This is a genomic window from Streptomyces sp. NRRL S-1813, assembly GCF_000719605.1.
In the GTDB taxonomy this organism is placed as follows: Bacteria; Actinomycetota; Actinomycetes; order Streptomycetales; family Streptomycetaceae; genus Streptomyces; species Streptomyces decoyicus.
The window spans coordinates 124,902-144,754 of record NZ_JOHB01000020.1; the positions used below are offsets into that span (position 1 = coordinate 124,902).

The window sequence follows — 19,853 nt, forward strand, 5'->3', positions numbered from 1 at the left end:
CGCCGTGACCGGGCGTACGAGGTCGTACGGGGGTGCACGGGGGCGTACGGGGGCGCCGTCCGCTCAGCCCCCGGCCACGCCGTCCGCGCCCGGGAGCCGCCGCAGGATCTCGCCGTGCGGACCGGTGAGCGCGACCGGGCGCTCGTCCAGGGCGAGGGTCAGCAGCGCGTCATCCGGGTGCGGCGGGTGGTGCGCCGGCGGGGTGGTCCAGGGCAGGACGGAGTGGTGCTCGTTGGCGAGCCAGTGCCCGCCGCCCGCTCTGCCGTCGAGCAGCGACCGTACGAGCCGTGCGAACTCCTCGCGGCGGGCGGGCGGGAGGTGGATCAGCGCGTCGGTGTGGAAGACGACCAGCGTCGCCCCGGGCGGCGCCTCGGCGGCGAGCGCGGGCAGCTCGTCGAGCAGATCGCCGCGCACCATCCGCGGCCGCGGCGCCGACCGCACCGCGTCGACGGCCGCGGACAGCCGCGCCGCCCGCGCCCCGTCGCCCGGCCAGACCAGTGCCTGTAGCCAGCGCAGATCGTCCGGTTCGGCAGCCGGGTCGAGCGGGTCGAGGCCGATCCCGCCCCGCCAGACGATGTGGGGCAGCCGGTCGGGCAGCTCGTCGGCCGGCCATCCCGTACGGCACCCGAACACCAGCGGATTGCCCGGCTCCCCTACCTCGGTCCGGAGGGGGCCCCGTTGGAGGGCATCTCCGTGGTGGGCGTCTCCTTGGAGGGCGCCTCCCGGGAGGCCACCCCCGCCCGCACCCCGGTCGTCCTCGTAGCGGTAGTGGTAGCGATAGCGGTCGGGGTACAGACACAGCCCCGCCGACGTGCCGACCTCCAGCAGCGCCAGCGGCTGCGGCAGGCGGGTGAGCAGCGGCAGCAGCGTGGCGCAGTGGGCCGGCTCGTCGGTCCGGGCGGAGCGCTGCATGATCACCGCGCGCACCTCGTCCCAGTGCCGGATGGTCCACTCGCGCCAGCGCCCGTACGCCATGTCACCGCGCGGGCCCAGCTCGGCGTGCGGGCCGTCGAGGTAGCGGACGGCGGCGAGCAGGAGGTCCGGCTGCTGTTTGTCGCCGGCCGGCAGCGATCCCGACAGCAGATCGCAGAGCTCCGGGTCGTGGCCGATCCGCGCGCTCAGCTCCTCATGCGCGGTGCACCGCCCCCGGGCCTGACGCCAGGAGAACTCCCGGTACCGCCCCGCCACTCCCCATGCGCCGGCGGCAGCGCTCTCGACGTTCCCGGTGTTCCCGACGTTGACGACCATGATCCGACGTTACTGCTCTCACGTTCCGTAATCGAGGGGCACCCCTCCGCATAACAACTGACGCACAATCAACGGGAGATCGTTTAGGGGTGGGCGGTCAACTCGCCCGGTTTGCGGCCATGCTGGCCGAAAAAGTCCATGCCAAACCTTGTGCGGAGACGACAGGGATTCACGGGAAGGCTTGGAATTCGGCTGCGATCTCTATTACTGTCCGATAACGCAGCGCGGTCGTCCCAGCCGTCGCAAGAGGCGGCACCGCGCGCCGACGCCGAATCCCGCACGCGCTTTTCACGCACCTCCAGCACCTCGAACTGCACCAAGGGAACCGGGGAACCACTTCCTTGGGGTGAATCGGACGCCCTCCGCCAGCGGGCGCCCGTAGGAGACCTTCCTGCTCCGAACCCGTCAGCTAACCCGGTAGGCGAGAAGGAAGGAAAGGAGAGCGCCCCCGTGGCGTCCAACAGGCCTGCCCCCGAGGGTCCGTCCGCCTACGACCTCGATGACCGAGGTGCCTTTCAAGGCCCCGGTGATGCGGACAACATGAACGACGGACCGTGGGAGGAATGGAATCCCACCGAGGACTCCATCCGCTCCGTCCGCGGCAAGCACCGGGTGGCCAAGCAGCGCGGCGGCGGACTCGCCCGCAGCAGCACGGTCCTGGGCGTCGGCGTCATCGCCGCGGTCGGCGCCGGCGGAATGGCCACGGCCGAGGGCCGCCCGGCGGTTCCGATCTCCATGCCGGACGTCGGCGGAATGGCCGACGACCTCGCCGACAAGCTCCCGGACGCCGAGTCCCTCCCCGGCGTCGGCGACCTCATATCGGACTCGGACTCGGGCACGGACTCCGCAGCGGCCGCGACCTCTGCGACGGACGGTGCGGTTCAGGACGTCTCCGGCCCCCTGACCCAGGCCTCCCGGACGGACTCGGGCACGGGCGCCGGCGAGGCCCTGCGCAGCCGCATCCTCGAGCAGGCCGACGCGCAGCAGGGCGCCGCCGAGCACGAGGCCCGTGAGGCCGCCGAACACGCCGCTTTCCAGAAGGCCGAGACCGAAGCCGCCACGCACCAGAAGTCGGCCGAAAAGGCCGCAGCAGCCAAGAAGGCGGCCGAGATGGAGGCCAAGCGCGAGGCCGAAGAAGCGGCCCGCCGGAAGGCGGAGGCCGCACGCCTCGCCAAGCTGGCGAAGAACTTCATCGCCCCGGTCTCCTCGTACACCCTCACCGCCGCCTTCGGCCAGGCCGGCGACCGCTGGGCCGCTGACCACACCGGACAGGACTTCGCCGCGCCGACCGGCACTCCCGTCAAGGCCGTGCACTCCGGCACCATCACCCAGGCCGGCTGGGCCGGCTCGTACGGCTACCGCATCGTCCTCACCCTCGACGACGGCACCGAACTCTGGTTCTGCCACCTGTCCTCGATGGTGAAGACCTCCGGCAAGATCAATACGGGCGATGTCATCGGCCGCGTCGGCGCCACCGGCAATGTCACCGGCCCGCACCTCCACCTGGAGGTGCGCCCCGACGCCGGCGACCCGATCGACCCCATGCCGTGGCTGCGCGATCACGGCATCAACGTGTGAGGTACGGCTTCAGGGCAGGCGTGACGCGCGGCCTCAAGGTGTGACGCGCGGCCTCAAGGTGTGACGCGCGGCCTCAAGGTGTGACGCGCGGCCTCAAGGTGTGACGCGTGGCCTCAAGGCGGGCGTGGCGCGCGGCCTCAACGTGTGGCGCGCGGCCTCAGGGCGTGACGCGTGGCCTCAACGTGTGACACCGCTGGAAACACCACTGACGGAAGTGGCTGCTGGGGGGCAGCGGAAGGAATAACTCCGCGCCCCCCGACGCTGCAACCACGCATGACCACGGCACAAAGCCCCCGAAACCACCGGCCGCTCGGCTCGCTCTCCGTTTCCCCGCTGTCCCTCGGCGGGAACGTCTTCGGCTGGACGGCCGACGAAGCCGACTCCTTCGCCGTGCTCGACGCCTACGTGGCGGGCGGTGGCAACTTCATCGACACCGCCGACGCCTACTCGGCCTGGGTCCCCGGCAACAAGGGCGGCGAATCCGAGACGGTCCTCGGCAACTGGCTGGCCTCCCGCGGCAACCGCTCCGCTGTCGTCATCGCCACCAAGGTCGGCGCCCACCCGGACCTCAAGGGCCTGTCCGCCGCCACCATCAAGTCCGCGGTCGACGGATCCCTCACCCGTCTGCGCACCGACTACATCGACCTCTACTACACCCACTACGACGACGAGTCGGTCGAGGTCGGGGAGTTCCTCACCGCCCTCGACGACCTCGTGCGGGCCGGCAAGGTCCGCGAGATCGCCGCGTCCAACATCTCGGCGAAGCGCCTGGAGGAGTCCCTGGCCTTCTCCGCCCGCGAGGGCCTGGCCCGCTATGTCGCCCTCCAGCCCCACTACAACCTGGTCTCCCGCGACACCTACGAGGGCGAACTCGCCGACGTGGCCGCCCGCCACGACCTCGCCGCGGTCCCGTACTTCGCCCTCGCCTCCGGCTTCCTGACCGGCAAGTACCGTCCGGGAACCACTGTCGACAGCGCCCGCTCCGGAGGCGCGCTCAAGTACGTGGACACCGACCGCGGTCAGCGCGTCCTCCAGGCCCTCGACACCGTCGCCGCCGCCCACGAGGCCGAGCCGGCCACCGTCGCCCTCGCCTGGCTCGCTGCCCAGCCGACCGTCGCGGCACCCATCGCCAGCGCCCGCACGGTGGAACAGCTGCCGGCGCTGCTCGCGGTGGCCGACCTGACCCTGACGGAGGCGGAACTGGCGCTGCTGAACGAGGCGTCGGCCTGAACCACGCCAGACGGGGGAGGGGACGGGGCCACCAAGGCTCCGCCCCTCCACGCACTCCGCTCCTGCTCTCCTGCTCTGCGCCCGCTCTGCTCCCGCCCTACTTCCGGCGGTCCACCGCCACCCAGGACGCGAGCGCAACCCCACCCGCCACCGCACACACCGAAGGCCAGGCCCCGATCTTCTTGGCCAACGGATGCGACCCGGCAAACGCCGCCACGTACGCCCCACCCAGCGCCGCCGCCGTCGCGTTCCCCGCCTTCTGCTGCCACCCCTTGGCCGCCACGGCCCCGGCCGCAGCGAGCGCCACCCCACCGAGCGGCCGCTTCTTGGTCCAGCGGGCCACGGCGTAGCCGCCCAGCAGGCCGGTTGCTGCAATTGCTGCGGTGGGAACTTCAGCCATCAGTACACCCTCCTTGTCGGGACAACTCTTCCGGCCTCAAGCGTGCGGGCTCTTCGATCCCTTGCGGTCAGCAGCACGCCGGCCGGGTGCTGCGCGCTCCTGTTTGACCGCCACGCGGAGCAGTGTTTCAGCGTCAGAAAAGAGCCTGTACTCCAGCAGGCCGTGGGCGAGACCGATGACATCCTCGGCAGGCTGGTCTCGTGCGTACCCCCGGAGGAGCGTCTCCGCCTCGTCGCGAACTCCTCTGCTGCGGAGGCCGACTACCAAGATTGCCACCTCCGTTGGCGGCAACACTTCGCCAGCATGGCTAAGAACGGCACTGGCTTCGTGATGATCCTGCGCGCTGGCCAGAGCCGACACACGCTTGGTGACGGTCTCGGCGGCACGGGTGTCGTTCAGCTCGCGCTGCCGGTCCGCGCGGTAGTAGGGGACCGGCAGGGCACTAGGCGGCCTGCGCCGGTGCTGCGAACGCTCATGGGTGCCGGCTCCTGAACCAGACCTGCGGCTCAAGTCGCGGCATTCGGCGAGGGCACGTTCCAGTTGCCACTTCTGGAACATGGCCGTCAGGCGCTCCGTCTCACTGCGGCTGAGTTCCTTGATGAGCTTGTTGCACCCAGAGCAGTCAGTCGGCTCGTTTGCTGACCTTTGCAGTGCCAGCAGCTCTTCGAGCGGGGATAAGGATCCGTCGGTATGGCGTCCACGCTCGATCGTCGCGTGTAACCAGCAGATGAACCATCCTGGCGCTATCAACTTGCCGCTGAAGTAGCGGGAGATGGTCGTCTTGCTCAACTGTTCACTATTGCAATCCGTGGCTGCTTGTTCGGCGATCGCGGTGTAGGTACCCAAGCCCGGTGGCAACAGCTGGCGCATCGCCCGGAGTGCTTCGGCGAGTCTTCTGTTGCCAGCAGGCAGACCAAGGTCAATCGCGGCCATGCGACGCCCCTGCTGCGCCATGCGATCCCGCCTTCGCCGTAGTGACAGTGACGGCAAGACTAAATCCAATTGTTGCGTTTGTCCGGGAAACCTCTGTTGCTGCTCGCAATCGTGAGGCGACACCGCTGATATGGAAACCACACGTCGACCGCCACACTTCCTCCGTGGCGGCCGAGTGGACCTTGACGTCAGCAGAAGGGTGGGGCCGTGATGAACGTGCCGTCCTGGCAGGACACGTCGTACGGAAGCAAGGTTCGCGTTGCCCGATGGCTCGTGGAAGTGGTGGGTGAGGGGAGCCTGTTCACGAAAACGGCGATGCGCGAGGCGTTCCCCGGAGTCGCGCAGATCGACCGCCGCATGCGCGACCTCCGCGAGGCGGGCTGGGTGATTGATACGAACCGGGAAGACCCGAGCCTCAACAGCAACGAGCATCGCTTTGTGGCAGAGGGCGAACCGGTCTGGTTGCCGGGCAGGGGAAAGGCAAAGCCGAACAGCACTCTGACCGCTACTCAGCGGAGTGAAGTGATGAAGGCCGACAACTATTTGTGTCGCAGTTGTGGCGTGGGGGCTGGCGAGAGCTTCGGGAGCGGGCCGGGGGCCGCTCAGCTGGAGATCGCACGCCGTCAGGTAAAGCTCACAGACGGCAGTACGGAGACGCAGCTGGTCACTGAATGCAACCGCTGCCGAGTGGGAAACCGGGGCAGCGAGGCCGACCTGACGGAGCTGCTGGGGAGGGTGGACACCCTCGGACCTGTCGAGCGTAAGGCGCTCGCTCGGTGGATGGAGGCAGACCAGCGTACGTACAGCATCCTTGAGAAGCTGTGGGGAACGTACCGGTCGTTGCCGGCGGATGCACGTGGAGCCGTCAAGCAGGCGGTCTGTGGCGAGAGCCAGTAGAGGGGTGGGGTACATCATGCAGGAATTCCCGCCGCCGCCGAAGGCGGCCGAGTTCAGTGAGCTGATCAAGAAGCGTGTGGGGGAGGTGAAGAACTCCGGAGGTACGCGCGAGACCGTGACGGTCGACTGGAACGGACAGCCGCTCAACGTCGAGGTCATCGACCTGCCTCTGTCAGGGCTCTATTACAACCCGGCCACGCACCGAATCCGGGCGCAGCGGACCCATAACGCCGAGAAGAATTCGGTACTTGAGTCTGACCCCTGGAGCCAGGCAGGACAGGACTACCTCGGGGATCTGCTGCAAGCGGAGCCGGCCGATCCGATCCGACGCGACCCCGCGTTCGACAAGCTCAAGGAGAGCCTCAAGGAATACGGGCAGAACGACCCGGGACTGATCACTCACCAGGGCATCCTGGTTAACGGCAACACCCGGGCCGCAGCATTGAAGGAGCTTGGCGCGGCTTCCATGCGTGTGGGCGTCCTGCCCGAGTCGTTCACTTGGGCTGACATCAACGCAGTGGAACTGTCGTTGCAGTTGCGCAAGGACCACCGCCGCGACTACTCGTACATCAACCGGCTCCTTGCCATGGAGGAGCAGGCGAGCCTGGGGCGTACCCCTGATGTCATCGCAAAGGCATTCCGGATCCAGGTCAAGACGTACGACCAGGAGCGTTGGATCCTCAGGGTCGTTCGCGATCAGATCGAGCGCAGCGAAAACGGGAAGGCGGCGCTGCGGCTGGTCGATTTCGAGGACCACCAGGAGAAGCTGAAGGAGCTGCATCGCGACTACAGCAAGCTCGCAGCGTCCGATCCTGACCGTGCGGAAACCCTCAAGGAGACCCGCATGGCAGCGATCACCCTGGGATTCTCGAAGACGGACGTCCGGCACATCGAGGAGGGGTTTCAGGAGCACTACCTGTCCCCTGCCCTTCCGCCTCATCTTGTGCCAGAGGCAGAGCAGGAAGAGAGCATCTCGGTTCCTGGCCTGGGTCTTTCCGTACCGGGAGCCTCGTCGAGAGTGTCCGCTGCGCGTGAACTCAACCGTCGCGTCCTCCAGGCAAAGGCGCGTGTTGCGGCGTCGGAGACGAGTGAGGACGAGAAGCGTGCGGCGCAGTCGTTGCAGGACGATGTGCGCAAGGCCTTCGACAAGGCCATTGACCGGGCGGGACGTGACGCACGGTTGCGCAAGCGGAAGCAGATCGCTCCGGAGCGGCTGATGGATGCTTGTGCCGCGATCGAACTCTGCGTGGTCGAGCTGGTGAAGGCGCGGGCCTCCCGCAGCCTGGATGAAGCGGCCTTTGATGAGGCGGCAGTCAAATTGCGGGATAGCGTCCGGCAGCTGGCACAGCAGGCCGGCCGGGGCCCCCACCAGCCCGGAGAAGGCGTCCAGTGGCTCCTCGACGCTGCGACTCTGGAACGTGACTGATGCCGGACATGAGCAGCGGCGTCACGCTGCACCTCGGCTTCGACACCTCACACACCAAGGTCGTCCTGAGGGCTACTGAGGAATACCGCTCTGCCCTTGTCCAGCTGGCTGCCCGTTTCCGCACGGGCGGCCAGCTCGCCCCCCTCGCAGTGATCGTTGAGATTGACGATCTGCTTTCCCAGCTCAACGCCGTTGGCAGCTGGCCCGACCCTCAAGGTGTCAGCTGGGCCCCGGAACTCAGACACCTGGTCGTTTCCAGCGTCCAGGACGCGGAAATGGTCCGAAAGGAGCTGGAAGCCCCGGATGCTCAGCAGCGACTGGCGGCGAGCGACGTCGCGGACCTGCTGGGCAGCAACTGGACTGCTCCGCTGACAGAGTTCCAGGAGCGGGATATCGCGAAGCTGCTGTCACTCCGGCATGGCGCTAACTTCAGCGTTCCGGGGGCTGGCAAGACCCGCGTTGGACTCGCGGTCTACTCCGCGATGAAGGAGCAGGGCGAGGTGAGCCGGCTGATGGTAGTCAGCCCGAAGTCGGCCTACGAGTCATGGCTCTACGAAAGTGGCGCGTGCTTCCGCAACCGGCCTCGCCCGATGCTGCTGGAATCCGCCCGCGACCAGTGGGCCGAGATCCTCATTGTCAATTACGAGCGGCTGGACCGCTCGCTGCCGTTTCTCGCTGCCTGGCTGCGGGAAGCCCCCTCCATGATCATCTTGGATGAGGCGCACCGTATGAAGCTTGGCTCACGCGGTACGTACGGTGCTGCGTGTATGACTCTGGGGCCTCTGGCCAGGCGACGGCTGATCTTGACGGGAACTCCGGCACCGAACGGTGCGAAGGATCTGGAGAACCTTCTGGGCTTCGTCTGGCCGGGTTATGGACAGCGCTCTGTCGCCCAGGCAGTGGCGGACGGCGACCTGGCGCACGCGAGTTCCGTGCTCCGTCCACTCTTCACCCGGACGACCAAGCATGAACTGGAGCTCCCGCCGCTGGAACCGGTGATGGTTTCCGTAGAGATGTCTGCGCTGCATGGGGAGATTTACCAGGCACTTGTGGGCGACATGTCTGCGCGAGCCGAGCCTTCCGCTGACGACTTTGCTGCTCTCGGCAAGTCTGCCCTCCGGCTCCTCATGGCGGCGACCAACCCGGCGCTGCTTCTGGAGGGGAGCAGTAGGTACGAACCGGTGGAATACCGCCTTCCCCCACTGGAGATCCCGCAGGGTGACTCTCTCTACGAGCTGCTGAGGGATCTTCCCAGTTACGAACTGGCCCCCAAATACACGGAAGCCGCGAAAATTGTGGCGGCCAATGCTGAGCAGGGGCGCAAGACGCTGGTGTGGACGACGTTCGTGCGCAGCCTGACCTCGCTGGCCAAGCTGTTGGAGAACTTCGGACCAGCGGTCGTTCATGGTGGCACTCCCGATCGTGAGGAGCAGTTGCGCCGGTTCCGTGAGGACCCGGACTGCATGGTGCTGGTGTCAAACCCGGCCACCCTCGGAGAGGGCATCAGCCTGCACCAGGTATGTCATGACGCCGTATACGTGGACCGGGATTTCATGGCGGGCCGGTATCTGCAGAGCCTCGACCGTATCCACCGGCTTGGGCTGGATCCCGATGTCGAGACCCGGGTCACGGTTCTCGCTGCCCAGGAAACGGTGGACGAAGTGGTGGCGGTTCGCCTGCAACAGAAGCTGGATTTCATGGCCAGGGTGCTGGACGACCCATCCGTCCAGCAGCTAGCGGATCTACAGGAGGCACCGTCCATGGCGGGAGGCCTGGACGCGCAGGACATCCGGGCGATGCTGAAGCACATCGGCCGCGGCTAGCAGCCGTGCGGCGTGAGAGTTCTGCTCCTGACAGGAGGCCCTGCCAGGAGCAGACTTGACGTGTGCTGGGAAACTTCTGGTGCTGACAGCAGACCATCGGTCAACTGCGTTTCGTAAGCGGCAGCCGAGAACTCTGCGACACTTGAGAATCTGCTTTGAGCCACACCAGGAGGATCCACGCCCATGGGCGCGAGCAGCCGTGACGAGAGCACTTCGCTGACCTCGATCGAGATCTGCGCAGGAGCAGGGGGGCAGGCACTCGGCTTGCACGGGGCGGGATTCCGGCACCTTGCCCTAGTCGAGATCGACAAGTACGCGCATGCCACCCTTCAGGAGAATCTCTCCCAGAACGATGAGTGGGGTGACTGTGAAGCACTGAATCAGGATCTCGTCTCAGAGTTCGATGCCCGGCGACCCATGGCTGCCCTTGGCGGCAGGGAGGTCGGTGAAGAAGATCTCGACCTCTTGGCTGGAGGAGTGCCGTGCCCCCCCTTCTCTGTGGCTGGGAAGCAACTCGGTGGCGACGATGAGCGGGATTTGTTCCCGCGCATGGTTCAGTTGATCGACGAATTTAAGCCTCGGGCTGTCATGATTGAAAATGTACGCGGTATCATGGATGCCAAGTTTGATGAATATTGCAATTCAATCATCAAGAGCATTGAGGGAATGGGATACTGGTTCTGCGGGTGGCATCTCCTTGAAGCTCGCAACTATAACGTTCCCCAGCTGCGGCCGCGTTCGATCTTCGTCGCTATTCGTGAAGAGGACCGTAAGAAGGCAGGTCTGGGGCTTGATGAATTCCCTTGGCCGGTCGGCGTAACGGAACGCAAAGAGAACGTTTTCGATGCGCTCGAGAAGACCATGGAGTACCGTCGTGACCGGCTGATCGAAGAATTTCCGGCCGACGTCGCCCGCATCAAGGATGCGTACATTAAATGGTGTGATAAGGCTGATCAGCCCAGGGGGGTAGCGCCCACGCTCGTCGGTGGGTCCAAGAAGCATGGAGGCGCTGACCTCGGGCCGAGCAGGGCTAAGGCCGCCTGGCGTGCTCTCGGCGTCAATGCCCTTGGGGTTGCCGACGACATCGACAGTGTGAAGCACATCGACCGGGACAAGCATCTTGAGCGTGAATTCCTGCGCCCCGATGGACCGATGCTGACCGTACAGCAGGCTGCGCTCATTCAGCAGTTCCCGGAGACCTGGAAGTTCCAAGGCGGTAAAACAGCGCAGTACCGGCAGGTGGGAAATGCCTTCCCCCCGCCGGTGGCTAAAGCGGTTGGGCAGGCGATTGCTTCTGTGCTGAAGCCTGACCGTCGCGAAGAGCTGCTGGAGGGCCTACAGATTGAGCAGCTCGGTGCGAAGAGGGGAAAGCGCGCCTTCCAGCAGCCGGAGATTGCTGAGGTGCTGGAAGTTTCAGTTTCCCCCGCTGAGGCGCCGTTGAATGACTGTAGCGGCGATCTTGTCGGCGCATAGTTCCGCTGGCTCGTGCTCCCAGAACCGGAGCACGAGCCAGCCTGCGTTGATGAGCTGCTGATCGGTATCGCGGTCACGGGTGACGTTTCTGGTTACTTTCTCTGACCAGTAACCGGAATTTGTCCGGGGGGCGACGTAGTGCTCTGGACAGCCGTGCCAGTAACAGCCGTCAATGAAGACCGCGACTCTGGCCGGGCGGAAGACCATGTCGGCGGTTCGCCGAAGGTCCGGCAGCGGGCGGGCGGATACGCGATAGCGCAGCCCCTGGGCATGGACCAGGCGGCGGATCCGTTGCTCGGGCTTGGTGTCGCGGCTGCGGATCGCCTGCATGTTGCGACGGCGTGCAGCCGACGAGGCCCAGGAGCCCTCTGGAGCACTCCACTCAATGTCATCGGGCACATCTCCGAGCCTAGCGTTGGCTACGAATCGCGTGCTGGTGGCCGCAACCTGCCGGATCGGGCCCATGAGACTGCTGCGATCACAAGGCCAGCGCTCCTAGCTGTGCGTGCTGTCGTGCCCGTGCGCTTGATGAGCAGTGCCCTGCCCTCGCCGCTCCGCATCCCACGCATGGATGAGCGACGCCCGCCCCCAAGCCTGGTAATGCCGCAAATGCTCCAACAAGTGCTGCTCCCGGCTGAAGAAGTCCGGGGAGGGGCCCAGGAGGCAAGCGCGTCGGCGGTGGAAGGAGAGGGTGGTGGCGATGGTGGCGTATTCGGTGACGGCGCGGGCGGCGGCGGGGCCTTGGGTGTGGCGGGCGATGTCGCGGGCCAGGGCGCGGGTTTTGAGGGAGGAGAGGGCGGCGGGTTCGGTGGGGGTGAGCCAGCCGGCGGTGATGTAGGGGGCGAGGTAGCCGCGCAGGGAGAGCAGTTCTTGGTTGCGGGCCCAGATCGCCAGCCAGGTGAGGGCGATGAGGACGGGGACCATGAAGAGGCCGTAGACGGTGAGGAAGCCGAGGTCGCCGAGGGAGGAGGCGCCGTTCCAGATGGCGTGCAGGAGGACCGAGGTGAGCAGGCCGAGGAGGGCCAGCGCGATGCGGGCGGCGCGGCGGCGGGGGTAGCGGGTGGCGGCGATGCCGAATGCGAGGCCGGTGAGGATCGTGAAGAGCGGGTGGGCGAAGGGGGAGACGATGATGCGGAGGAAGAAGGTGCCGGCGGTGAGTGAGTCCAGGCCGGAGTGGCCCAGGGACTGGTCCTCGCCGAAGGCGTTGCCCAGGTAGAGGACGTTCTCGGTGAAGGCGAAACCGGTGGCGGTGATGCCGGCGATGACGATGCCGTCCGTGATGCCGTCGAAGTCGCCCCGGCGGAAGCGGTAGAGGAGGAGCACGGCGGCGGCCTTGACCACCTCCTCGACGACCGGGGCGATGGCCGTGGCGCCCCAGGCCTCGGCCTCGGAGGGGGAGGCGGAGGCGATGTTGGCGGCCAGCCAGTCGGTCGCGAAGCCGTTGGCCAGGAGCGCTACCAGGGTCGCGGCACAGGCGCCCCAGGCGAAGGCGAAGGCGAGGTTGCGCCAGGGCTCGGGCGCGACGCGGTCGAGCCAGCAGAACGCCGCGATGAGGAGCGGTACCGGGAAGACGGCCAGACCGAGCCCCACCAGGAAGCCCTCGGTGCCGGTCTCCTGGCGGACCATGCCGACGATGATCACGCCGGAGAGCGCGAACATCGAGATCAGCGCGAGGGCGCGGAGCGTTCGGCTGTGCCAGGGGGCCGTCCGGCGGCGGTGCGCGCCCGCGTGTTCGTGCGGGTGGGGTGTGTACGGGGGAGGGGTGGGCGCGGACGGCGGGGGCGGCTGGGACGGGTACACCCATCGACCCTAACGAGCGGCGATCGCCTACGCGTCGCGGCGGCGGAAGACGAGGTCGTGGACGACATGCCCCTTGTCCAGGCCCTGACCCTCGAACTTGGTGAGGGGGCGGAAGTCCGGACGCGGCGCATAGCCGGGGTAGAGGTTTTCGAGCGTCGGCTCGGCGGAGAGGACCTCGAGCATCTGCTCGGCGTACGGTTCCCAGTCGGTCGCGCAGTGGACGAGGGCGCCGGGCGCGAGCCGGGTGGTCGCCAGGGCGATGAACTCCGGCTGGACGAGACGGCGCTTGTGGTGGCGCTTCTTCGGCCAGGGGTCGGGGAAGTAGATGCGCAGGCCGGCGAGGGAGGCGGGCGCCAGCATCTCGCGCAGCAGGATGATCGCGTCGCCGTTGGCCACCCGGATGTTGGACAGCCCGTTCCGCTCCGCGAGACCGAGCAGATTGCCCTGCCCGGGGGTGTGGACGTCGCAGCCGAGGATGCCGGTGGCCGGGTCGGAGGCGGCCATCTGTGCCGTGGCCTCACCCATGCCGAAGCCGATCTCCAGGACGACCGGCAGCCCGTCGAAGAACGCGTCGAGGTCGATACGGGCGAGCCCGTCGATGTCCAGCCCCCACGTCGGCCACAGGCGGCGCAGCGCATCGGCCTGGGTGGGCGAGACACGGCTGCGGCGGGGCTGGAAGGAACGGATACGCCGCTCGTGATGCGAACCCGCGGGGTCGGCGGCGGGGCCCGTCCCGTCGGGGAACATGGGCTCACCGCGGCGCGGGGTGGCGGCCGAGACGGCGGTGGAGCCGAGGCTGCGGGCTTCCTGCGCGTCGGCTTCCTGGGGGACGGCTTCGCGGGCGGGGGCCTGGGGGGCGGCGGCCGGAGCGTCGGCTTCCAGGGCGTTCGCTGCGCGGGCGTCGGTTTCGGGGGTGGCGGGATTCTCGGACACAGTGAGTTGATTCTACGGATGGTGGGGTGGGGGAGGGGCGGCCGAGGGCGGCCGGCAGCCGGTGGGGAAGCGGGAGGCGGTGGGGGCCTGGTGGTTGGTGCGGCGATGGCTGGTGGGTTGGGGTGGGTGGTGCCGGGGGCTGCCCCGGGCGTCCGTCAGCGCCCCAGCACCCCCAGTACCCGTCGTGCCACCTCGCGTCCGATGGGGAGCGAGGCCGTGGCCGCCGGGGACGGGGCGTTGAGGACGTGGATCATGCCGGGGGATTCGGCGAAGAGGAAGTCGTCGACGAGGGTGCCGTCGGGGAGGACGGCCTGGGCGCGGACGCCGGCCGGGGACGGGCGCAGGTCCTCCTCGCGGGCGGCGGGGAGCAGGCGGCGGACCGCGTCGGCGAAGGCGTGCCGGGACAGCGAGCGGTGGAGTTCGCCGGCGCCGTAGCGCCAGTGGCGGCGGGCTATCCGCCATGCGCCGGGGTAGGCGAGGGTGCCGGCCAGCTCGGCGGGGCGGAGGGTGCGCCAGTCGTAGCCCTCGCGGGCCAGGGCGGGGACGGCGTTCGGGCCGATGTGGACGGCGCCGTCGATGCCGCGGGTCAGATGGACGCCGAGGAAGGGGAAGGCCGGGTCGGGGACCGGATAGACCAGGCCGCGGACGAGCGAGGCGCGCTCCGGGGCGAGGGTGAAGTACTCGCCGCGGAACGGGACGATCCGCATGCCCGGGGCGTCGCCGGCCAGCCGGGCGATCCGGTCGCAGTGCAGACCGGCGCAGTTGACCAGGGCGCGGGCGCGGTGGACCGTGCCGTCGGCGCTGCGGACCGCCACCCGGCCGGGGCGGCGGCCGATGGTCGTCACCTCGGTGCCGTACACGATCCGGGTGCCGGCGTCCTCGGCGAGCCGGGCGAAGCGGCGGGCGACCGCGCCGAAGTCGCAGACGCCGGTCGTGCCGACATGGATGGCGGCCAGGCCGCGCACCTCGGGTTCGTACTCCGCTATCTGGGCGGGGCCCAGTTCGCGCACCGGCAGGCCGTGTTCCCGGCCGCGCTGGATCAGGCCGTGCAGCCGCGGCAGCTCACTGCGGTCCGTGGCGACGATCAGCTTGCCGGTGACCTCATGCGGGATGTCGTGCTCGGTGCAGAATTTCACCATCTCCGCCGAGCCCTGGAGGGCGAAGCGGGCCTTGAGCGAGCCGGGTGGGTAGTAGATGCCGCTGTGGATCACGCCGCTGTTGCGCCCGGTCTGATGGCGGGCCGGGCCGGGCTCCTTCTCCAGGACCACGACGCGCGTGCCGGGTGCGGCGCGCGTGATCGCGTAGGCCGTAGAGAGTCCGACGATGCCGGCACCGATCACCAGCACATCGCAGTCGTACGCCGCCACTGCACCTCCCCAACCGCATGACCGCCGGCCCGCCCGTCGCCGCGGACCCGCGCATCATCGCCGACGACGTATCCCATCATGACGGCCGGCACTGACAATGCCGATCGGACAGCCCCGGAACGCCGGCGCGACAGTGTCCCGGGCCGCTCCTCCGCGGCCCGCTCTTCGGGCCGACGACGGAAGTGCGACGACTCAGGGCCGAGGGGGTGTCTCCACGGAGCTCGGGGAGGCAGCCCCTAGGCCGGCGCAGCCAGCAGCGGTCTCGCCCGCTCCCGCAGCTCGACCACCCGCGGCTCGTCGCCGTACGGCTCCAGGCGGTGCAGCAGATCGCGGACGTACTCGGTGGTGCGGGCGGAGGAGATGCGGCCGGCCACCTCGACCGCGCGGGTGCCCGCCGCGCAGGCCGCGTCCAGATTGCCGGACTCCAGTTCGGCGACCGCGGACACGACCAGGCGCAGACCGTGGGAGCGGACGAACTCCTCGGTGGGGCGGGACAGCGCCTGCTCGGTGAAGCGGCGGACCTGACGTGGCAGCCGCAGATCGCGGTAGCACTCGGCGGCGTCGGCCGCGAAGCGTTCGTACGAGTAGAAGTCCAGCCACGACGGGTCGGGGTCGCCGCTGCGGGAGCGTTCCAGCCAGCCTTCGGAGGCCTTCAGCGCCACCTCGCAGGCACGCGCCTCGCCGGCCTTGGCCTGCGCCCGCGCCTCCACCAGGCGGAAGAAGCTCATGGTCCGGGCCGTGGCCAGACCGCGGTTGCGTTCCAGGGCGGCCTGCGCGAGGTCGACGCCCTCGTCGGCGAAGCCGCGGTAGGTCGCCTGGAGGGACATCGAGGCGAGGACGTATCCCCCCAGGGGGACGTCGGCGGCCGCGCGGGCCAGTCGCAGTGCCTGGATGTAGTACCGCTGTGCGGCCTCCTGCTGGCCCGTGTCGAAGGCCATCCACCCGGCGAGCCGGGTGAGCTCGGAGGTCGCCCCGAACAGCGCGCGGCCCACTTCGTCGCTGTACGAGGCGAGAAGTAACGGCGCCGCATCCACCCGTAGACACTCCGGGACCATCGAGGAACGCCAGTCCCCGCCGCCGTACTTGGAGTCCCAGCGGCGCGCGTCCTCCGCCGCCTCGCGCAGCTTGCTGACATCGCTGTGGCCGACGTGCTGCGGAATCCCGCCGTCGCCGGCCGCCGCGGCGTCCTTGTCGCGTGCCTCGGCCGCCTCCCGCGCCACCGAACTGTCGGCCGGGGATATCAGCCAGCGCGAGGCGGGGGTGGCGTACGCGCTCACGGCGAAGGATCCGGCCAGGCTCTGCCAGATGCCGCCGCCGCCCGCCCGTCGTCCGGCCAGATCCAGTCGGTACAGCTCGGTCGCGGAGCGCACCGCGGCGCCCACATCGCGGGGAAATGCCAGGCCCACCTCGGGCGCAGGGTCCGCGTCGGCCAGCCCGATCTCGTGCAGCGGGACCGGCCGGCCGAGTTTGCTGCCGATCGCGGACGCGATCAGATGGGGCGCGGCGCCCTGGGGCACCATGCCCTTCGAGACCCATCGCGCCACCGACGTCTTGTCATAGCGAAGCGTCAGTCCGCGCTGCGCACCGAGGTCGTTGACCCGGCGCGCCAGTCCGGCATTGCTGATACCCGCGAGGGCGAGAACAGTGCCGAGCTTTTCGTTCGGCCCGCGTATATCCCTGGACATGCGCACCCCTCGACACAGCGACGGCCGCCCCGGTACCCCGGGGCATGCGTCCACCCAGAGTAGTTCGCCGGATCCCGACCGTTAAGAGTCGGTGTCCCGGATGGCGAGATTCGTGTTCAAACAGGGGTGCGGGAATTGGCATGTGCTCCGGGTACGTGTGCCCGTGCGCCCGTCCGTGCGCGCTGGCCGCCCGATATCGGGAGCGCTTCCATGTCTTCTGCGTGGGTCGGCCCGCTGCACTGGATCCAGTGGGCTGGGGGATACCGTCACCCCATTCCCCGCGGGTGACGGTCCGGTCCGGGGGGCGCAGCCCGCCTCCCGGACCGTCGCACAGACCGGTCGCCGGCCGTCCCTGTCGCCGGTTGACGCAACGCCCGAATGCGTCAACTGGACTGTATGGAACGGACTTTGGCCGAAAATCGACGGGTGATGATTTCACGCCGTCGCATGCTCGGGGGTCGCCCCGGGGGCCACACGGGGGGCCTCCCGGGGCCGATGCGACGGAGTGCTCGCGCCCGGTGCGAGGCGTACCGGGGGCCCGGCTCGGACGGCCGTGCCCCGATGCCGGCGCCCCGTCCGCTCCACCGTTCACGGCCCGCCCGTGGTGACCCCGTGACGCTCCCGAGGGCCCGCCCGCGGACCTTCGGTGGCCGCCGGCGCCGCGAACCGCCCGTATACGGCCCCGCTTCGGCACCTCCCCCGTGCCCCTGTCATGGCAGCATGGTCGCCACAACAGCTCGGCGACAGCCGGGCAATCCGCTGTACGGGGTGGCCGTTGGCCCCGGCGCACGGGGAAATCGGGTGGAGGCGGCGATGCGCTGGTTGGTGGGGTGGAGCAGTGCCGCCACGGGGCCGTCCACCACAGGGCCGACGGTCGGCGAGGAAAGCCGCGCGGTCCTTCCCGTAGGCGCCCAACTCCTGTGGAACGAGCCGGATCCCCTCTGGGCGGTCGGCGACTGGCGGCCGGACGAGGTCCGCGTCGTACAGGCCGACCCCGAGACCCGGCTCGCGGTCTTCGGGGTCTGCGGAGCCACCGACGACCAACTGCGGGTGGGGCTGTTCGCGGCCCGCGGGGGCGCACTGCGCCATCTCACCGCCTGGCCCGGCAGTTACACCGCCGTCGTCCAGGTAGGGCGGCGGATCACCGTCACCGGCGACCTGGCCGGTGCCCGTCCCGTCTTCCACACCCCCTGGGCCGGTGGCACCGCCTACGCCACCGCCGCCCTCCCGCTCGCCGACCTCGTCGAGGCCAGTCTCGACGTCGGCCACCTGGCCGCGCTGCTGGCCTGCCCGGACATCCCCGAGGCACTCGGCGCCGGCACGCCGTACGAAGGGGTCCGCCGGACCCCGCCCGGACACGCGCTGGTGCTGCGCGGCGGCGCCGGCGAGATCACCTCCTTCGAGCCGACCGCCTCGCTCGCTGTCGCCGCGCCCCAACTCGCCCCCGAACAAGCCGTGGACGGCGTCCGCGACGCCCTGGTCGAAGCCGTCCGCGCCCGGCTCGCCGGGCCCCGGCACGCCCCCGATCCGGAGGGGCTCGACGGCCTCGACCCCGGCCCGGTGCCCGGTATGGGGCCCGCCGAGCGGCGCGCGGCGCGCGGGGCACCGGCCCCCGGCATCGGCGCCGACCTCTCCGGCGGCAGCGCCTCCGGGACCCTCGCCCTGCTGGCAGCGGGCCTTCCCGGCCAGCCCGGAAGGCTCAACGGTCACGGCGAACGCCTCCTGGCCGTCACCTTCAACGACCGCGCCACCAACGGCGGACAGGCCTACCGCGACGCCGAGTTGGAGCGCGCCCGCACCATTGCCGAGAACCCGCGGCTGCACCATGTCGTCGTCGCGGCGGGCGAAGAGGCCCTCCCGTACGCGGACCTCTCCACCGGCCCGCTCACGGACGAGCCGGGCCCCTCCCTCACCACCGCGAGCCGCCACCGCCGACGGCTGCTGGCCGGCAGCGCGGACCACTTCGTCGGACACGGCGCCCGCCAGGTCCTCGACGCCCACCCCGCCCGCCTCGCCGACCTCCTCATGGACCGCCGCCGGCGCCATCTCTTGCGCCCGGTCACCGCGCTGGCCAAGGCGGACGGCCCCTCCGCGCAGTCCGTCCTCGTCCCCTTCACCGTCTACCGCGCCGCCCGCAGGCTCGCCCGTACGCCGTACTCGGCCGGTGTCGCCGATACGGCGCGCCGCCTACTGGAGCGCCAGTTCGCCGACGAGCCGGTGGCCGGCGGGGCCGTGGACGCCTCGCTGGCCGCGCTCGCCTGGTGCCGGCCGGGGCCCGCCGCGCGCTGGCTCACGGGGGAGGCGCTGGCTGAAGTATCGGTTCGGCTCAGCGATGCGGCGCACCGCTCGCCCGCCGTCGGCCGCCCCGGCGAGCGGCGCGCCCGTGCCGCGCTGGCCCGCCAGGCCGCCGACCACCGCGTCTTCGAGCAGGCCGCCGAGGTCCGCAACCAGCGGCTGCACGCCCCGTTCCTCGACAACCAGGTGGTGCTCGCCTGCCGCGCCCTGCCGGACACCCTGCGGGTGCAGCCGGGGGCGCGGGCGGCCGTGCTGCGCTCCGTACTGGCCGGGGCCGGGGTACGGGATCTGCCGGCCGGCTGGGGCGCCACCTCGCACGTCACCCATACGGCGGCGGTACGTGCCGGGCTGCGCGGCGCCGTCGGTGACCTGGTGCAACTCTTCGACACGCCGCTGCTGGCCGATGCGGGGCTGGTGGAGGCGCGGGTGGTCCGCAAGGCGCTGCGGTCGGCGGCGGAGGGGGCGGCGCTGCCGTTGGACGGGCTGGCCGAGCTGGTCTCCACGGAGCTGTGGCTGCGGCGGCTGGTGGCGCGGCGGGGGACGTGTTGGACGGGGGCGGGGGCGCCGCGCCAAAAGGCGGTCGCGGGGGGAGTGGTTCCGCGGGCGCGGCTGGCTTGAGGCCGGGGCATCGGGCGTTGTCGTCGGCGGGTGGCCGGGTGAGGGCGGGGTGGGTTCTGGCGCCCAGCTTTGAGGGCGCCGGCCTTGGCGGGAGGGTCGCGGGCGGGAGGCCGCCCGCGCGGGAGCGGGTGCACGCGGGAGCGGGTG

Annotated in this window: 15 protein-coding genes and 1 riboswitch; of the genes, 7 read left to right on the forward strand and 8 right to left on the reverse strand. The window is 69.6% G+C overall.

The annotated features are described in order from the left end of the window. Nucleotides 1-63 precede the first annotated feature (63 nt). Nucleotides 64-1,248, reverse strand: coding sequence for a DUF2332 family protein (locus IF67_RS0125270; RefSeq protein WP_030989325.1), 1,185 nt, complete (start codon nt 1,246-1,248; stop codon nt 64-66). 283 nt (nt 1,249-1,531) lie between these two features. Further along, nucleotides 1,532-1,687, forward strand: a riboswitch (cyclic di-AMP (ydaO/yuaA leader). 11 nt (nt 1,688-1,698) lie between these two features. Between IF67_RS0125270 and IF67_RS0125275 the strand changes: the two genes are divergently transcribed. Beyond that, the gene (locus IF67_RS0125275) at nt 1,699-2,826 is read left to right on the forward strand and encodes a M23 family metallopeptidase (RefSeq protein ID WP_030989327.1); all 1,128 of its coding nucleotides are present in this window, start codon (nt 1,699-1,701) and stop codon (nt 2,824-2,826) included. A 273-nt stretch (nt 2,827-3,099) separates the two neighbouring features. Beyond that, nucleotides 3,100-4,056: an aldo/keto reductase gene (locus IF67_RS0125280; protein WP_030989329.1), complete on the forward strand. Its 957-nt coding sequence runs from the start codon at nt 3,100-3,102 to the stop codon at nt 4,054-4,056. Between the two features lie 97 nt (nt 4,057-4,153). On the opposite strand, the gene IF67_RS0125285 is transcribed toward IF67_RS0125280, so the two are convergent. After that, complete coding sequence (locus tag IF67_RS0125285; protein WP_030989331.1) at nt 4,154-4,456, reverse strand: hypothetical protein; 303 nt, start codon at nt 4,454-4,456, stop codon at nt 4,154-4,156. Between the two features lie 36 nt (nt 4,457-4,492). Then, nucleotides 4,493-5,410: a hypothetical protein gene (locus IF67_RS43890; RefSeq protein ID WP_158713164.1), complete on the reverse strand. Its 918-nt coding sequence runs from the start codon at nt 5,408-5,410 to the stop codon at nt 4,493-4,495. A 189-nt stretch (nt 5,411-5,599) separates the two neighbouring features. On the opposite strand from IF67_RS43890, the gene IF67_RS0125295 reads away from it, so the two are divergent. The 4 genes from IF67_RS0125295 to IF67_RS0125310 all read left to right on the forward strand — a co-directional run bounded on the left by IF67_RS0125295 (nt 5,600) and on the right by IF67_RS0125310 (nt 11,008). Continuing rightward, nucleotides 5,600-6,286, forward strand: coding sequence for a hypothetical protein (locus IF67_RS0125295; RefSeq protein WP_030989335.1), 687 nt, complete (start codon nt 5,600-5,602; stop codon nt 6,284-6,286). 16 nt (nt 6,287-6,302) lie between these two features. Beyond that, a complete protein-coding gene (locus IF67_RS0125300; protein ID WP_324608896.1) occupies nt 6,303-7,712 on the forward strand; it encodes a ParB/RepB/Spo0J family partition protein in 1,410 nt (469 codons plus the stop codon). Between the two features lie 8 nt (nt 7,713-7,720). Further along, nucleotides 7,721-9,535, forward strand: coding sequence for a DEAD/DEAH box helicase (locus IF67_RS0125305; RefSeq protein ID WP_037839827.1), 1,815 nt, complete (start codon nt 7,721-7,723; stop codon nt 9,533-9,535). Nucleotides 9,536-9,718: 183 nt separating this feature from the next. Continuing rightward, nucleotides 9,719-11,008: a DNA cytosine methyltransferase gene (locus IF67_RS0125310; protein ID WP_063754392.1), complete on the forward strand. Its 1,290-nt coding sequence runs from the start codon at nt 9,719-9,721 to the stop codon at nt 11,006-11,008. Here the strand turns inward: IF67_RS0125310 and IF67_RS42010 are convergent. The 5 genes from IF67_RS42010 to IF67_RS0125330 form a co-directional block, all read right to left on the reverse strand. Next, complete coding sequence (locus tag IF67_RS42010) at nt 10,949-11,407, reverse strand: very short patch repair endonuclease (RefSeq protein WP_234341321.1); 459 nt, start codon at nt 11,405-11,407, stop codon at nt 10,949-10,951. The two genes, IF67_RS0125310 and IF67_RS42010, sit on opposite strands and share 60 nt — an antisense overlap. Nucleotides 11,408-11,503: 96 nt before the next feature. Next, entirely contained in the window at nt 11,504-12,808 is a 1,305-nt protein-coding gene (locus IF67_RS0125315) for a PrsW family intramembrane metalloprotease (protein WP_234341322.1), read from the reverse strand. 27 nt (nt 12,809-12,835) lie between these two features. Further along, nucleotides 12,836-13,741 (reverse strand): tRNA (guanosine(46)-N7)-methyltransferase TrmB, encoded by a 906-nt coding sequence (trmB, locus tag IF67_RS0125320; RefSeq protein WP_030989344.1) that lies wholly within the window; start codon nt 13,739-13,741, stop codon nt 12,836-12,838. A gap of 155 nt (nt 13,742-13,896) precedes the next feature. Then, nucleotides 13,897-15,108 (reverse strand): L-2-hydroxyglutarate oxidase, encoded by a 1,212-nt coding sequence (gene lhgO, locus IF67_RS0125325; protein ID WP_030989346.1) that lies wholly within the window; start codon nt 15,106-15,108, stop codon nt 13,897-13,899. A 236-nt stretch (nt 15,109-15,344) separates the two neighbouring features. Continuing rightward, entirely contained in the window at nt 15,345-16,793 is a 1,449-nt protein-coding gene (locus IF67_RS0125330; RefSeq protein WP_030088381.1) for a hypothetical protein, read from the reverse strand. 813 nt (nt 16,794-17,606) lie between these two features. On the opposite strand from IF67_RS0125330, the gene IF67_RS0125335 reads away from it, so the two are divergent. Further along, on the forward strand, nt 17,607-19,706 hold the full coding sequence (locus IF67_RS0125335) for an asparagine synthase-related protein (protein WP_030989347.1): 2,100 nt from the start codon (nt 17,607-17,609) through the stop codon (nt 19,704-19,706). The last annotated feature ends 147 nt before the right edge of the window (nt 19,707-19,853 follow it).

What these genes read in the sequence shown, in the direction of transcription:
- IF67_RS43890 (WP_158713164.1), bottom strand. Translation starts at nt 5,410, where the DNA reads ATGGCGCAGCAGGGGCGTCGCATGGCCGCGATTGACCTTGGTCTGCCT.
- IF67_RS0125330 (WP_030088381.1), bottom strand. Translation starts at nt 16,793, where the DNA reads ATGTCCAGGGATATACGCGGGCCGAACGAAAAGCTCGGCACTGTTCTC.
- IF67_RS0125300 (WP_324608896.1), top strand. Translation starts at nt 6,303, where the DNA reads ATGCAGGAATTCCCGCCGCCGCCGAAGGCGGCCGAGTTCAGTGAGCTG.
- IF67_RS0125295 (WP_030989335.1), top strand. Translation starts at nt 5,600, where the DNA reads ATGAACGTGCCGTCCTGGCAGGACACGTCGTACGGAAGCAAGGTTCGC.
- IF67_RS0125270 (WP_030989325.1), bottom strand. Translation starts at nt 1,248, where the DNA reads ATGGTCGTCAACGTCGGGAACACCGGGAACGTCGAGAGCGCTGCCGCC.
- IF67_RS0125335 (WP_030989347.1), top strand. Translation starts at nt 17,607, where the DNA reads ATGCGCTGGTTGGTGGGGTGGAGCAGTGCCGCCACGGGGCCGTCCACC.
- IF67_RS0125310 (WP_063754392.1), top strand. Translation starts at nt 9,719, where the DNA reads ATGGGCGCGAGCAGCCGTGACGAGAGCACTTCGCTGACCTCGATCGAG.
- IF67_RS0125285 (WP_030989331.1), bottom strand. Translation starts at nt 4,456, where the DNA reads ATGGCTGAAGTTCCCACCGCAGCAATTGCAGCAACCGGCCTGCTGGGC.
- IF67_RS0125280 (WP_030989329.1), top strand. Translation starts at nt 3,100, where the DNA reads ATGACCACGGCACAAAGCCCCCGAAACCACCGGCCGCTCGGCTCGCTC.
- IF67_RS0125305 (WP_037839827.1), top strand. Translation starts at nt 7,721, where the DNA reads ATGAGCAGCGGCGTCACGCTGCACCTCGGCTTCGACACCTCACACACC.